General features: G+C 57.5%; 10 protein-coding genes and 1 riboswitch. Of the genes, 3 read left to right on the forward strand and 7 right to left on the reverse strand.

Translation table 11 applies throughout. The features are described 5' to 3' along the window. Positions 1-238: 238 nt before the first annotated feature. The 5 genes from N2601_RS22245 to N2601_RS22265 all read right to left on the reverse strand — a co-directional run bounded on the left by N2601_RS22245 (position 239) and on the right by N2601_RS22265 (position 6,279). Positions 239-1,366 carry a transporter substrate-binding domain-containing protein gene (locus tag N2601_RS22245; RefSeq protein WP_104826494.1) on the reverse strand — a complete coding sequence of 376 codons (1,128 nt, stop codon included), beginning with the start codon at positions 1,364-1,366 and terminating at the stop codon, positions 239-241. 23 nt (positions 1,367-1,389) lie between these two features. Further along, complete coding sequence (locus tag N2601_RS22250) at positions 1,390-3,333, reverse strand: hypothetical protein (protein WP_104826495.1); 1,944 nt, start codon at positions 3,331-3,333, stop codon at positions 1,390-1,392. Positions 3,334-3,595: 262 nt separating this feature from the next. Then, positions 3,596-4,396: a bifunctional hydroxymethylpyrimidine kinase/phosphomethylpyrimidine kinase gene (gene thiD / locus N2601_RS22255; protein WP_104826496.1), complete on the reverse strand. Its 801-nt coding sequence runs from the start codon at positions 4,394-4,396 to the stop codon at positions 3,596-3,598. Then, complete coding sequence (locus N2601_RS22260) at positions 4,393-4,566, reverse strand: hypothetical protein (protein ID WP_445945028.1); 174 nt, start codon at positions 4,564-4,566, stop codon at positions 4,393-4,395. The genes thiD and N2601_RS22260 overlap by 4 nt, the downstream gene beginning before the upstream one ends. A 52-nt stretch (positions 4,567-4,618) precedes the next feature. Next, positions 4,619-4,715, reverse strand: a riboswitch (TPP riboswitch). An 85-nt stretch (positions 4,716-4,800) separates the two neighbouring features. Beyond that, positions 4,801-6,279, reverse strand: a complete 1,479-nt coding sequence (locus N2601_RS22265) for a DHA2 family efflux MFS transporter permease subunit (protein ID WP_260304940.1) — start codon at positions 6,277-6,279, stop codon at positions 4,801-4,803. 420 nt (positions 6,280-6,699) lie between these two features. Here N2601_RS22265 and N2601_RS22270 point away from each other — a divergent pair, with 420 nt between their 5' ends. Further along, the gene (locus tag N2601_RS22270) at positions 6,700-6,846 is read left to right on the forward strand and encodes a DUF1127 domain-containing protein (protein WP_104826498.1); all 147 of its coding nucleotides are present in this window, start codon (positions 6,700-6,702) and stop codon (positions 6,844-6,846) included. A gap of 648 nt (positions 6,847-7,494) precedes the next feature. Then, positions 7,495-9,129 (forward strand): hypothetical protein, encoded by a 1,635-nt coding sequence (locus N2601_RS22275; protein WP_104826500.1) that lies wholly within the window; start codon positions 7,495-7,497, stop codon positions 9,127-9,129. Between the two features lie 31 nt (positions 9,130-9,160). Here N2601_RS22275 and N2601_RS22280 read toward each other — a convergent pair whose 3' ends face one another. Further along, a complete protein-coding gene (locus N2601_RS22280) occupies positions 9,161-9,745 on the reverse strand; it encodes a cation transporter (protein ID WP_104826501.1) in 585 nt (194 codons plus the stop codon). Positions 9,746-9,965: 220 nt separating this feature from the next. Here N2601_RS22280 and N2601_RS22285 point away from each other — a divergent pair, with 220 nt between their 5' ends. Beyond that, a complete protein-coding gene (locus tag N2601_RS22285; RefSeq protein WP_245464170.1) occupies positions 9,966-12,038 on the forward strand; it encodes an acyltransferase family protein in 2,073 nt (690 codons plus the stop codon). Positions 12,039-12,066: 28 nt separating this feature from the next. Here N2601_RS22285 and N2601_RS22290 read toward each other — a convergent pair whose 3' ends face one another. Then, positions 12,067-13,674, reverse strand: coding sequence for a DHA2 family efflux MFS transporter permease subunit (locus N2601_RS22290; RefSeq protein ID WP_260304941.1), 1,608 nt, complete (start codon positions 13,672-13,674; stop codon positions 12,067-12,069). Position 13,675 lies beyond the last annotated feature (1 nt).

Genomic DNA, 13,675 nt, shown 5'->3' on the forward strand with positions numbered 1-13,675 from the left:
CTCTCGGAGCGATGCCGGAAGCGGGCGGAGCAGGAGACCGTTCACTATTCCGCCGATGATCCATGGGTGCTCCGGCAGATCGAAGCGTTCGAGCGAGAATTGAAGCAATAAAGCGCACCAGTGAAATGCGGACGTAGAGCCGGACGTTTTCCTCCGGATCGACCGATATTGATAATGACTTGGACCTCACACGAGTCATCCCACTGGCGATAGGGATCTTGTCGTGGTGACGGGCGTCTTATTCGCGCTCCCCGCGGACACTCCAGTAAAATACGTCGAGCTTGTGGCTGGGAGTTGCGCCTTGGAACGTATCACCGAAAGCCTTGTCGAGGATGGAGGGGTTGAACACGACCTTTTGTGAAAGAAACTCAAAAAAACTGGCGACCAGCAACTGACGCGCGGTACCCCTATTGTCATTCTCGGGCCTAGCCTTCCCGAAGACTGCGTAGCGATCGTTAGTATAAGTCCTCGTGCCGTTGTCATATGCGCATCCCGGGATCATCTTGACGTTTTCGGTAATGATTTCGAGATCACCCACGAAATAGTGAAAATCATCATGGCAGAATGCGTTTGCCGCGGCTGTATACCCGCTATAGGACTTGACCCTGTTTTCAGTACCTTCTCCGCACAAAGGCTTTGAATCCGGATTCAGCGGATCGCCGCGCAAGTAATCGATTAGCGCGTCTTCGAATTTGGGAAGCTCATGCGCAATCAGAAGCGCGTTGATTCCCTCATTCTGAGCTGTCGTCCCACCTACAAGACCGATTAGTGGCTTTTTGGGGTAGGAACAGATTTTATCCGGCGGATCCTCCCCCTTGCGTGTGATGTAGCTTATCCCGGTTAAAAAGAGCGGCGCAGAAACTATGAAGCCGTTGCGCCGTTCATTGGTGATCGTTGCCGGATCGCAAAGTATGTCAAACTTGACGCCAAGGTCGAGGAAACGCGAATCGTTTATCGGGGAAATAGTGTTGCTCGTGGTGGCGTCTTTGCCTGCAACGGTGGTCGCACCTGCTGAAGCTTCTTTTTCACGCGCCTCGTCAATGTCGTAGATGCCGATGTCATTGAAGGTCAATTCGCCTGGCTTTGCGTCCAGTATCATCTCGGCGAGGGCGGCATCACATATTCGCACCATGTAGCCCGTATAACCGGCTCGTTCCAACGGACCGCGTGCCGCATCGGATGCCTTCTCGCCGGGCAGGCTGGACCTATAGGAAAAGGGCCGGGCATCGCTTCGGACCCCGATGCAAAGCTGCGTCTTCTCGTTGCATGTCGTGACTGGCGGTTGCTGGGGAGGCTCGGCTTCCGCGACCCCTCCCGCAATAAAGGTAAAACACGCAAAAAGCGAACTGAGCAGTGCAGTATTCATTGATCGCCCCCTTAGTTCAGTTTCTATTTCGCGTCGTCGTCTCCAGCCTCCGTAATCTCAAGCATAACGGCAAATGTCAGAAGAAATAGAAATGGAACGAAGCAAAAAATAAACGTGTCTCTCGTTTGTTGAGAGAACAAAGCGGCTTTTGGTGCTGAGGGAAGTGCAGATCCATAGGTCAGGAAAATCGCAAGCCACATATATCCCGCATATACTGCAGAGAAAATAATACTGATTAATACTGTCCAAAAAACACTGAGATGTCTGTGCTTATCCATAATAACGAGGGCCGCGAATGAGAGGATCAACCCGGCCCCAAAATGGAGGGCAAAAAACTCTCCCGATTGTTCGAATAAAAAAATGATTTGCGTTTGTGTCAGATGAAAATTTACGGCCCATGCCAACTTAGCAAAGTTGACCGCAGCCGACGCAAAAACTGCGATAAGCCCCGACAGTAAGGACATGCCAAGCAGCGTCAGGAACGGAAATTGATAGAATTTCCAGTCCGTTCGCCATGATTGTTGCTCGATGCGTACCTCGCGCGCGACGAGCACAAAGAAAACGCTCAAGAGAACCAGAAGTCCCGAATGAAGAGTATCCCAGGCTGTCGTTTCGATAAAAATGGGCCGTTGGGAAAGATTATATCGGTGAATGGCTTCCTTCGTCTTGCAGTCGGCGTCAGCTGGAGAACAAACAGGCTGGGCGATGGTATCCTTTGTATTTAATTTATCATTGTTCGCGCTTGCATTATTGTTTGCTCTCACTTGATTAGCAATTTCGTTCTCTAAGACGCGTGTTTGTTCGCTATACACGCCTGGATCACTTTGCACTTTCCAGTCACGCCACTGGTTGTAAATGAGAAAAGTCGCGATCGCGCCAAGGACCAAGCCAACCATCATGCTGATCGCGAACGAGTTTTGTTCGGCGTTATATTTTTCCTGGATTCGCTTTATGGTTTTTTCCATCGGGCTCAGAGGTCTTGTTTCTTCTTTCCTTTGAGACTTCTGACCGAGTTTCGGAGGGCGCCTGCGGAGCAAGCCGCTTTGGCTGAAGACTGACCGGTTATTGCGCACAAATAAGACGGCGAACACTGCCATCGTATTCGATCGCGCGATCGCCGCTTCGCGCTGGAGATTCGAAAGCGCGTCCCATATTTCATGTATATCGGGCTTTGCGGCTCCGTCTTCGCTGCCGGATTGAAGCTTCTTTTGTAAAGCAGCTATGAGGTCATGCAAGGCGGTGAGCTGCCCGTCGAGCTTGTTCGACAGTGCTTCCAGCTCAGACATTTGATATAGCGGGAAGTATAGCATTCGATTATTCGCGTTTGTAGCGACTGAGAGATAGTCAATTGTGGCCAACGATGACTCGATCTCCGCTATTTTCCTGCCTAAACCGATACTATTCTTGATTGATTCAGTCGCGTCGCGAAAACTTGTGACCAACAATCCCGGTTGATCTCTTAGGAACTCCTCATAGTCCACGCTGCGTAGACTCTCTATGACCCTGTAGACGCCCCGGGGGATGCCGGCCATCCGATGAGCAAGACTTCTCATCGTCGCTTCGATGGGTTTGACAGCACCAATCGACAGGAATGAAATTAAGAGGGCAGAAACGAAGATGGGTTTGCCGTAGCTCGTCGCAGACAGTACCGACGGGTCACTTGCGGGCAACAGGACGTTGTCGGTTGCACCGATTTCGCTTCTGGCCTTGCTCGCGCTCAATAACAGGTCATACACCTCTGCCGACCCCAAGACCACGGCGTAGACGATAAGGTACAAGCCAGCATAGAAGGTGAAACCAGCGATAATCTCGCCGGTCGTGCAGAGGTTCCTCACCTCGACTTCTTTGAGAATCGGGTGCAGCGAGAATGGATGGTCGCCGGTTTGCGAGTTGAAATTCCGAGATGCCTCGATCAGCAGCGTCACCGCTCCGGCTGCAATGGCGCCCGCGTAGATCAAATCGTTCATCGCCAAGCGTCCGAGGTCTATCTCTCAGGGGCAGTTTTGAGCTGATGAATTGCAGGGACCAGCGGCCATTGCTCGGTTCTCGTCAACGACGACAAAACCAGCAATTCCAAAAGCGAGGACACTCATCATCAATAAGAACTTGATCATGTGTTCACTCTTTTAATGGTGGTGATTTTTAATTATATCGCACTTAAAACTTGCGTCAACTGCGTGGCAAAGGACGTATGTTCGCCTGTTAGTCGACATATGTCGCCGTTCAGCTTTATGGCCAAAGCTCGTAGAAGTGCTGGACCGGCCCATGACCGGTGCCGACGGTGAGCGTTTGGGCCGCCGCAACCGCGCCCGCAAGATAATGCTTGGCGGTGGCAACAGCTTCCGTCAGTGTCGAACCCTTTGCAATCTCCGCCGCCAAGGCGCTGGACAGCGTGCAGCCGGTTCCATGCGTATTCTTGGTTGGCATGCGACCGGCTTCGAACCAGGTCAGCCCCTCCGGGCTTGCGAGAACATCAGGGCTTTCATTGCCGGCAAGATGCCCGCCCTTGACCAGAACGGCCAGCGGGCCGAGCTTTGCTAAGCTTTCTGCCTGCCGCGCCATCGTCTCGCGATTTTCGGCAACGGGTTCGTGCAGAAGCGCCGCCGCTTCCGGCAGATTGGGCGTCAGCAGCGTGGCCAGGGGAAGAAGCTGGTTGGTCAGGACGTCGACAGCATCCGCGGCAAGCAGCGCTGCACCGCCCTTGGCGATCATGACGGGGTCCAGCACGATCGGCACGCCTCGATGGGGAGCGAGCGCATCGGCAACGGCTTCGGCGATTGCCGCATTGGCAATCATGCCGATCTTGACGGCATCGACGCGTATATCGGCAAAGATCGCCTTGATCTGATCGGCGACGAACTGCGGAGGAACGGGGTGAACGCCGGAAACGCCTTGCGTGTTCTGGGCCGTCAACGCGGTCAGCGCCGCCATGCCGTAGATGCCGCGTGCCGAAAATGTCTTCAGGTCGGCTTGAATGCCGGCGCCGCCGGAGGGGTCGGAGCCGGCGATGGAGAGGACGTTTCGGATCATGGGCGTGCCTTTCTGATCCAGCCGATAGACAACGCACCGGAGATTGCGGCGAATTCGCCGACCTCCGTTTCGGCAAACGCCGTCGCGACCAAGTTGGTGATGCATAGCACCAGTGGAGGGTTTGTCCGCATGGCCGTCAGCAGCGCGCCGGGAGTGGTTTTATCTTGCATATCGCCCCTTTCGGGCGGGGCGAGACGCGAAGGGGACAACGACAAGAGCACGCCGAGACCCCGAGCGACTCCCTCCGCCAGCATTATCTGGTTCAGGTTCAAAGGGTGCTTCTCAGCCCATCACGCGACGGGCGCCCCTGTCTCTCATCACCGTCTTTTTCGCAGAGAAAGACCGCCCTGTCACCAGCAAATCGCAGTATCGAGATGACCGAGCTTCCGCAGCGTTAAATGTCTCTAGTGGTGGTGGCCCACCTCCGGCCCGTGTTTTGGCTTTCTGATGAACAAGGCCGCCGCGATCGCTCCCAGCGAGATGATCGTCCCACAGAGAAATGCCGCCTTAATGCCGCCAGTCGTTGCCGTAAGGATACTGGCGCCGCTAGCGGAGAGGCTGGTGGACCGGAGCGTCATGATCGCGACGAACAGCGCGGTGCCGGCGGCACCGGCGACTTGCTGGGTCGCACCGAGCATGGCGCTGCCATGCGAATAGAGGTTCGGCGGTAGCGATCCCAGGCTGACGGTGAATAGCGGCGTGAACATCAGCGCAAGACCGATGCTGAGCACGATATGGGCGATCAACAGCATCCAAAACGGCGTATCCTGCTGAATGAAGACCAGTCCGCCCATCACCATGCTGAGCATGATGGCCCCCGGAATGATCAACGGTGCTGGACCGTATTTATCGAACAGGCGCCCGACGGTCGGTGCGCAAAGGCCCATGATCAGCCCGCCAGGCAGCAACAGCAGTCCGGTTTGCAGCGTCGACAATCCCAGCACGTTTTGCAGATAGATGGGCAGCAGGATGAAGACGCCGAACATCGACATCATCAGAATGGCCATCATGGCGGCGGCGATCGTGAAGGTCTTTGTGGTCAAGGTGCGCAGATCGAGCAGCGCTCTATTCTGTTTCTGCAAATGCAACTGACGCAATACGAAAACCGCGATGACGACAGCGCCGGTCAGGAGCGGAATCCATGGCGACACCACGGGCGCGCGAAGTGCTGCGTCGCCGAGCCCGCTGAGGCCGTAGACGAAACCGCCGAAACCGATGGCTGAGAGGATGATCGAAAAGATATCGATCGGCGCGGTGGTTGGAACCGTCACGTTCTTCATCCGCAAGGCGCCAAGCGTCAATGCGCCCAACGCGATCGGCAAGACCAGGAGGAACAGCCAGCGCCATTCGAGCGCCGAAAGGATGAGGCCGGAAATGGTGGGCCCGATGGCCGGCGCCACGGAAATGACGACCGAGATATTACCCATGGTCCTGCCGCGGGAGTCCGGCGGCACCAAGGTCATCACTGTCGTCATCAGCAGTGGCATCATGATCGCCGTGCCCGAGGCTTGCACGATCCGCCCGAGAACAAGCGCCGCGAAACCCGGCGCCAGCGCCGAGATCAGCGTACCGGCGCTGAAGAGCGACATGGCGAGAATGAATACTGGCCGGGTGTTGAGCCGTTGCAGCAGGTATCCGGTGATCGGGATGACGACGGCCATGGTCAGCATGAAGGCCGTGGTCAACCACTGAGCGGCACTCGCGGTGATATCGAGATCCGCCATCAGATGGGGGAGCGCAACACCCATGATGGTTTCGTTGAGAATGACGACAAAAGCCGACACCAGCAGCAGGGCTATAACGAGTTTGTTGCGGGCACTATGGTCTTCCACGGTGGGAATATCCTGTTCCACATCGGCAAAAGTCTGGCTTTCGGTCGTCATGGTGCTGCCTTGAGTTTGAATTCAGAAGGGCAATCGAATTGCCTGGAACGGTGAACCGCTTGGCGCTTTCCCGATTATGACGAACGGCCGCGTGAGATTACGACACGTGCAGCGAATTATTTTTGCGCCATTGATTGTCTGAGCAACGCGCGCCTGCAATTCTTGCCGGTTGCTCACCGGCAAGAATGCTAATGGGCTGACAAAGGTCAACCCTAAAGATGTTTCGGTTGGCCTGGTCCGGAGAGAGAATTTGAAGTGACAGAATGGGCCGCCTTCAGACCCATGCGCTACTTGCATGGGTGCAGTGAAGCCTTGGCGCTGCAATAACCGAGGGTGCCGTATTATATACCTCTCATCGAAGCAAAGGGGAGCGCCACGGACGGCAGCTCGGCTTCGAATGCCCGAAGAAAGGGGATCATCATGAACGTAGCACGCTCTTTCAACAACTGGCGCAAGTATCGTCAAACGGTCGCCGAACTGGGCCGTATGTCCACGCGCGAACTGGATGACCTCGGTATCGGCCGCGGCGACATCCGCAACATCGCTCGCGGTGCGGTTGCTCGCTAACGGCTCATAAACGCCATAACTTCGACTTTTCGTCAGCGCCTGCTTCCTCCCGAGCGGGCGCTTTTGTTTTGCGCACGCTGTCGGCGGTTTTCCGCATTTTCAATGTAAGTCGATGCTAATGGAGCATCCCGCTTTTCGCACAACGCATGCCTGCCCTGCAAAGAAATGCCTATGAACTGAGCAAATCTGCGATATGATCTTGGTTATCGAAGCGATGCACCTCCTCCCGCATCCCTTCGTGATGTAGGCGCCCTTATCCTCCTCCCAAGGTCGTCTGCGGGAACAGTAGCACTCCTCCTCCCAGCTACTGTTCGGTTCTTTTCGAAAGCCTGCCGCACCTCCTCCCGCGGCAGGCTTTTTCGTTTGGAGCTTCGGCAACAGCAGGGAGAGTTGATCGATTCTCGATGTTGTCATGAGCTCAATGAGCTTTTCGCCGTAGAGGGGCCGCGCCTGCGCTTGCCGGATGACCCATTCGTGCGGAAAATATCGAGCAATCGTTGGTGCCGCCATCTGCGTCCCATCGGCAAGTCAGCTTCGCTCCATCTTATTTGTCCTAATGTTCCGTGCCCGAAATCATCCTGCGGGCCTCGTGCAGATCGCGGCGCTTGACGCGTTTCGATCTCAGGACTGTGAGAGGAATGTTTCCGCATGCTGAAGACCTTTGACGACTACGCCCCCGGCCTTGCCTCGAACGGCAAAATGGCTGAGACCGCAGGCGCGCCGTTAAAGCCGTCCGGCAAGGACAAGGATGCGCTTCTCACCTGCCTGATTTCCGGTGGGGACGAGAGATTGGAGTGCGACGCTGCAACCGGTCTCAACATGTATGGTTACGGGCCATCGCCCCGACCGCAGGATCTGGCCTTCGGCTCCTCGACGGCATCGACCATTTCCGCACCGGCTTTCGCGGCGGTCGGCGCTTATTATGCTGATCTTTTGCGGGAGATGGAAACGCGGCCTGCGGCCGACATCTACGCGCGGGAGATCGCGCGGATGCGGACGAAACTGCTGCATCTGCTTGGCCTCGATCAAGGCTCAGGGCCTTCGCGGGTGGATGCCGTCATGGCGACGTCAGGCACCGATATCCATCTTTTCGCTGCGGAGCTGCTGGCGCGCCAGGACGATCGAACCTTGATGACCATCACGCTGATGGGCAACGAGACCGGGAGCGGGGTGATGACCGCGGCAGCCGGGCGCCACTTCATGAGCCGCGTCAGCAGTAATAGGCCCGTCGCCAAGGGTGAGGAACTAAGCCCGGGACATGCCACGCGAAATACGACGGTCGCGGTGCGCAATCCGGATGGCACGTTGCGGAGCGAAGAAGAGATAGAATTGGAATTGAGGGGGTTGATCGAGCTTGCCCGCGCGGCTGAACTCAGATGCCTTTTGGTCGTCACGGATGTTTCCAAGACCAGCCTGCTGGCGCCAGGCCTCGAAACGGTCTTTCGCCTGAAAGCGCGCTTCGGCGCCATGCTCGATATCATGATCGACGCCTGCCAGTTTCGCGTCTCCGGGGCAACGATCCGTGCCTATCTGGCCCATGATTTCCTTGTGGCCGTCACCGGCTCCAAATTCCTGGCCGGTCCGATTTTCAGCGGGGCGCTGCTGTGTCCGCCTCGGATGTCGGATCGCTTGAAACAGCGGCCTTTGTCTCCGGCTTTTGCCGATTATTGCGCGAAAGCGGATTGGCCGGAAGGCTGGGTGGCCCGGGACGCGTTGCCAGATCACGCCAATTTCGGCCTCTTGCTGCGATGGAAGGCGGCGCTGTTGGAACTGGAGCGCTTCGTTGGCATGCCTGAGCAAAAGGTGATTTCGGTGCTGAACGCTTTTGCAGAGGCGGTCGGAGAGCGGCTGAAGCACGATAGGGCCTTCGAACTGCTCGATAGCCGACCGATAGACCGGAAGAGCCTGTGCGGCGACTCGCACGCCCCGGGCTGGGATGAAATACCTTCGATCTTCTCATTCTATCTGCGCAATCCCCATCAGGACGGCATCCTGACGGCGACGGAGATGGCCGCGGTATACAAGAACCTTGCCGTTGAGCAGAACGGCCTTATACCGGTGCGTCTCGGTCAGCCCGTTCGCTGCGCCGATTTCGGCGATATGCCCGCCAGTGCCTTGAGGATATGCCTGAGTGCGCCGTTGATCGTGCGGGCTTGTGAGAGTGCCGATGCGCTTGATGAGCTCATCTCACAGGCAATGACGGTCCTAGATCGAACGGCTGACATGGCCGCGCAATTGGCATCCCAGCCGAGCATGGCCCGCACGTCAGGCGTGCAAGCCTAGCATCCCACCGAAGCGGCGACAGCAGGGCATCTCAGGCGGCGGCACTATGTTCGCCCCTGGCCGCCGTCCATACCTCACGCGCCGCATCGGCGTTCATGGTGGCGATGGCGATGCCGACGATCAGGTCCGGCCAGGCGGAATTCCAGAGAAATGCGGTCACGAGACCTGCCGCAATGATGGCGACATTGGCGAGCGTGTCGTTGCGAGCCGATAAAAACGCTGCCCGGGTTAGGCTGCCGCCATGCGCGCGAAAACGGGCCAGCATCATGGCGCAGGAAAGATTGATGGCGAGCGCGCCGAGGCCCGCCAGCGATAGGGGCAGTGGTTCCGGCGCAACCGGCATCATGAATTTCTTCCAGGCGGTCCAGATGGTCGCCAGCCCGGGAACGAGCAGGATCGCGGCAAGAGCCATGCCAACGCGGGCGCGATTGCGGGCGCTCCAGCCTAGTGCCATCAGGATCAGGAGATTAACCGACGCGTCTTCGAGGAAATCGACGCTGTCGGCAAAGAGCGATACCGAACCGATGGACAGCGCGACCACAAACTCGACACAGAAATAGCCGAGGTTAAGAAGCGCCACACGTTTGACCACGTTGCGGAGTGTAATGTTGGTCATATCAGCTCTTCACACTCCTCGCCGACCCCAGCTTATCGAGAGCTATTAGGTCTTCCTTACAACCCGCTGAAATCCACCAAACCTCAGCTAAGCGACCGAACAAGACGAATATGGGCTGAACCTAAGTCGCTGCGGTGAGTTTTCAGTTTAACGTCAGCTCGCCGCGATAACAGCTTGGCCACGCCAGACGCAGAACCCTCGTGGCCTTCGGAGAATAAGATTGAATCTCATAGTACTGCGTGATTCTCCTGTTCCGGAGTTCGTGCGCCAGCCTATTCCAGGCCATTTAAAATATCGCGCCGATATCGACGGGCTTCGCGCGCTGGCGATCCTGCCAGTCGTGCTGTATCACGCGGGCATTCCGGGGTTCAGCGGCGGTTTCGTCGGCGTCGATGTTTTCTTCGTCATCTCCGGGTTCCTGATGGCTTCGCTGATCTCGGGTGAGGTTGCTCGCGACGATTTCAGCATCGTGCGTTTCTACGAGAGGCGAATACGGCGAATTTTTCCGGCGCTCTTTGCCGTCCTTGCAGCCTCGTCCATAGCGGCATGGTTGCTTCTGATGCCGGTCGAGCTGGAATATTTCGCCCGCAGTGTAAAGGCCGCCGCATTGTTCACCTCGAACATTCAGTTCGAGAAGGAGAGCGGTTATTTCGACATCGGCGCGCAGTTGAAACCGCTGCTGCACACCTGGTCGCTGGCAGTCGAAGAGCAGTTCTACATCCTGTTTCCGCTGCTGCTGTTGGCGGTCAACCGATTTGCGCGGCGCTATACGGTGCCCATTCTGCTTGGCCTGTTGATCGCCTCGTTCGCGGCGAGTGCCTGGACGGTCTTCCGCACGCCTGCGGCGGCATTCTACCTTTTGCAGTTCCGCGCCTGGGAATTGCTGATCGGCGCTTTGCTGGCTTTCCATGTGATACCGAGACCGGCCCGGCCTGTGGTGCGGGAGAGCCTTGCGGCCCTCGGCGTAATCCTGATCGCCATCGCCGTCTTCGGTTTCACCGATCATACTCTATTTCCCGGCCCTGCCGCTTTGCTGCCCTGCCTCGGTGCGGCCCTGGTGATCTATGCTGGAGCGGAACATGGATTGGCCGGACGAGCGCTGCGGGCGAGGCCGCTAGTGTTCGTCGGCCTGGTTTCCTATTCCCTCTATCTCTGGCATTGGCCGATCATCGTCTTCACACGCGAAATCTTTGGCCGCGAGCTTTCCCCGGTCCAGAGTGGCTTGATCGTCGTCGTCTCGCTCGCTCTCGCCGCATTTTCGTGGCGGTTCATCGAGCAGCCTTTTCGCGGTCGTGGCAGTCGTTTGGGTCGAAGGCCCTTATTCGCGGCCGCAGCAGTGGTCATGGTCGCGGTGGTCGGATTCGGTAGCTACGTCATTCGCGACAATGGTGCGCCGAGCCGCCTCCCGGCCGATGTACAGAAGGTCTACGCCGCAACATATGACATCAGCCGTTACGGCGCACCGCCATGTTTTGCCGACTCCGATACGACCGGCCCGTCTCTATCAGACATACGCGCGGGAAAACTTTGTCCGCTCGGCGCTGACGGATCGGCCTCTCCTTCCTTCCTTGTTTGGGGAGATTCGCATTCCGGAGCTATGTCTCCGGCGATTGACGAGGCGGCGAAACAGGCTGGCGTTTCCGGTCTGTTTGCGGGACATGCGTCATGTCCGCCATTGCCGGATGCGCAGCTTCCGGCTCGCGGTGATGTGAAGCGGTGCGGCGAGTTCAATGCAGCCGTCCGTGATCTCGTTAGATCGAAGCATATTCCGCTGGTATTCCTGATCGCCTACTGGCCGAAATATGTGCATGATGCCGAGTTGCCGCATGAGGGCGTCTACTTCGACCCATCGGTGCCGCCGCCATTAGAGGACAAGTCCGCACCAGTCACGGCATCCCTCGACAGGCTGGTGGCGGAGCTGACGCAGCAGGGAACCAAGGTTGTGCTGGTCATGGACGTGCCGGAAATGGGCCGGTACATGCCGGAAGCCGTCGCCAAGGCTGTGATGACCAAGACATCGACGGAGGTTGCCCCGCCGTGGAGTTACGTTGCGAAACGGCAGGCATTGTCGCGCGCTATTCTGGCTGGTCTAGCGGCCAAATACGGCGCGGCTATAGTCGACCCGCTGCCTGCGATCTGCCACGATGGGCATTGCGACGCGACACAAGACGGCATGCCGCTCTATAAGGATGCCGACCACATCACAGCCACTACCTCGAAAAGGCTCAGCTACCTGTTCTCTCCCATATTCTCGGCCCCGAAGCGAACATCCGCTGCCTTCGGTAATTCATAACCGGTTCAACGCAAGATGCCTTGAGCCTTCAGTGCATTCCACCGCCGCCTTTTCCAAGGTCGATATTGCTGAGGATCAGGGCAAGTGGGATTGCCGAGAGGGCGATGAGAGTCAGCACGTAAAAAACGTCGATATAGGCGAGATAGCTCGATTGCATCTGAACCTGTTGTCCGATCCATGCTGTCGCCTGCGATTGCGCGTCGGCCATGGTCGCGCCTTTCTGCGCAAAGTAGCGCGTCATGGTCTGGAGGGTCTCCTGGTAGGCTGGGGCGGATGGGACTATGTGTTCGACGAGCCGGCTTTGGTGCCATTGCTCGCGATGTGCCAGAACGTTCAAGGCAATGCAGACACCGATCGAGCCGCCGATATTGCGCGCCGCGTTGATCATGGCGGAGGCCTGATTGGTCTGGTCCGGCCGCAGGCCGTAATAAGAGGCTGAGGTGATCGCGATGAAGATCAACGGCAGGCCCAATCCGATATAAAGCCGCGACCAGACGAAGAACGCAAAATTGAGGTTGGGATTGAGCCGCGTCAGCCACCACATCGACCCTGCAATGATCAATGCACCGGTGGCGATCATGTATTTCGGCTGGACCACCGTGGTCAGGCGACCCGCGACGAACATCATGACCATGGTGACGAGACCGCCCGGCGATAGCGCGAGGCCGGCCCAGGTGGCGGTGTATCCATAATCCTGCTGCAGGACCTGCGGAAGGAATTGCGTCGTCGCGATCAGGATCGCGCCGGTTGCCATCATGACGATGAAACAGGATCCGAACTGCCGGGTTCCAAGCAGCCGTCCATCAATGATCGGGTTCGATTTCGTCAGCACCCAGGGGATCGCCAGTGCAAAGGCCAACACACAAAGCGCCGTTATAGCGATGATGAAATTTGAATCGAACCAATCTTCCGTCTGACCGCGATCGAGAACGAGTTCGAGCGAACCGAGAAATGTTGCCACAAGCAGGAAGCCGACAAGATCGAAGCGGATGCCTTGCCTGCGGAGCTCCTGCCGTTTTCGGCGCATTTCCTGCGATCGCTCCACCAGAAAATAGACGAGGATGAAGGCAAAGACGCCCACCGGGCCGTTGATCAGGAAACACCAGTGCCATGAATAATTATCCGAGAGATAGCCGCCGAGCGTGGGGCCGATCACTGGCGCCACCACGACCGCAACGCCGAACATCGCAAATGCCTGGCCGCGTTTTGCCGGCGGAAATGAATCGGCGAGGATCGCCTGCGACGTCGGCACCATGCCGCCGCCGGCAAATCCCTGGATGACGCGGAAGATGAGAAGCGATTGGAGATTCCACGCCAGTCCGCAGAGAACGGAGGCGATCGTGAAGATCGCGAGGCAAGAGAGATAGAAGCGACGTCTGCCATATCGTTCGGCGATGAAGCTGCTGGCGACCAAAATGGTTGCGTTGGAAACGAGATAGGTCGTAACCACCCAGGAAGCCTCGTCCGCGCTGACTGCAAGGCCGCCCGAAATATAGCGCAGCGCCACATTGGCGATCGTCGTGTCCAGGACTTCCATGAAGGTCGCAAGCGAGACCACGACCGCGATCAGCCATGGATTGGTGGCGCCCGCGGCGGGGGTGGTCGCTCTGCCAGCGGTTGTGTTTGCGCCGCTCATG

Origin of the sequence: Rhizobium sp. CB3060 (genome assembly GCF_025200735.1) — a bacterium.
Lineage (GTDB): Bacteria > Pseudomonadota > Alphaproteobacteria > Rhizobiales > Rhizobiaceae > Rhizobium.